Raw genomic sequence first — 1,628 nt, 5'->3', positions numbered from 1 at the left:
CATTTTCTGGAGCTTGTTGAGTAAAAGCAGTTTTTATAGAACAATTTATCATTAAAAAATAATCGTAGGAGGACGAAACATGAGGAACGGACGCTGGTTAACAGCAAAAGACGTGGTAAGGGTAAATGCCTTAAAATTTCCTAACAAGATCGGCATTAAGGACTTGTACAAGGCTTATACATTTAAACAGTGGGACGAGAGATCATGCAGGCTTGCAAATGCACTTGCCGATATGGGCATGAAGAAGGGCGACAGGTTTGCAGTCCTTGCATACAATTGTGTGGAATGGATGGAGATCTATGCAGCGGCTGCGAAGGGCGGATTTATCTGCGTACCGCTTATGTTCAGGCTTGCGCCTGTAGATATGGAATATATCACAAATCACTGTGAGGCAAAAGTTTTTATCGTACAGGGCGGGAAAGACGGAGCAGACGGTAAAGAATTTCCCTGGATCAACCAGATTAATGAAATGAAGAAAAACCTCACTACCGTCGAGAAGTATGTCTCCTTTGCCTTGGATAATGAGAAGTATGATGGCTTTGTTTCTTACGAAGAAGCGCTGGCAAAAGCGAGCCCGGAAGAACCGGCAACCGTAGTAGATGCCGACGATCCATGGGTTATCATGTATACAGGTGGAACAACGGGCAGGCCAAAGGGTGTCGTAAAGACACATGCCAATCTCTTTGCCCAGTATTTCATCCAGATATTTGATCACCAGTTCAATTATGATGACTGCAATCTTCTCGTCATGCCATGCTGTCACGTAAACTCTCTCTTCTATTCATTTGTTGCTACCTGGGTCGGCGGTACTGTTATGGCATACAACATGGTGAGCTTTAACCCTGAGTATCTGTTAAAGACCTTCTCTGACTACAAAGTCACCTTTACATCGCTGGTTCCAACCCATTACATCATGATGCTTGCACTACCGGATGATGTGAAGAAGAAATATGATCTGTCATGCGTTAAGAAACTACTTATCTCCTCTGCCCCGGCAAGAAGAGATACAAAGCTTGGCGTTCTGAAGATGTTCCCCAATTCAGAACTTAATGAAGCATATGGCTCTACAGAATCAGGCATTGTAACAGTTCTCAAACCAAATGAGCAGCTTACAAAACTTGGCTCATGCGGTCGCGAGGTTATCGGTACCGACTATATTAAATTCTACGATGAGGACGGAAACCTTGTAACGAAACCGAACGAGGTGGGCGAACTCTACTCAAGAAGCCCAATGCTTTTTGAAGAATACTGGAAAGAGCCCGAAAAGACAAAAGCAGCGATGAAGGGAGAATACTTCAGCGCTGGCGATATGGGATACCGCGATGAAGAAGGATATATCTATCTCGTTGACAGAAAGGCAAACATGATTATCTCCGGCGGCGAGAACATCTTCCCTTCAGAAGTAGAGAATATCGTGGGTGGCCACGAGAAGGTAAAAGATGTTGCAGTCATCGGCGTACCTCACGAAAAATGGGGCGAACAGGTAATGGCAGTCGTGGTATTACATGAAGGTCAGACCTCAACACCTGAAGAAATTACAAGCCACTGCAAGGGCAAGATCGCAGGCTTCAAGGTTCCAAAAAGTATTGTCTTTATAAAAGACGAAGAAATGCCAAGAAGCGGCGCAG

General features: G+C 44.6%; 2 protein-coding genes (1 of these 2 running past the window's edge). Both read left to right on the top strand.

Annotated features, from left to right (window positions below):
• Nucleotides 1-20, top strand: the 3' portion of a protein-coding gene (locus NT178_16390; protein MCX5814100.1) for a (Fe-S)-binding protein. The gene continues 370 nt to the left of window position 1, outside the view; 20 of the gene's 390 nt are visible here — the last part of the coding sequence; the start codon falls outside the window, past its left edge; its stop codon occupies nucleotides 18-20.
• 59 nt (nucleotides 21-79) lie between these two features.
• A partial coding sequence (locus NT178_16385) for an AMP-binding protein (GenBank protein MCX5814099.1) occupies nucleotides 80-1,628 on the top strand: 1,549 nt, incomplete at its 3' end.

The organism is Pseudomonadota bacterium (assembly GCA_026388255.1).
Classification (GTDB): domain Bacteria; phylum Desulfobacterota; class Syntrophorhabdia; order Syntrophorhabdales; family Syntrophorhabdaceae; genus JAPLKB01.
Note: the sequence above shows the minus strand (reverse complement) of the source record. Positions and strands in the feature narration are given on the sequence as shown.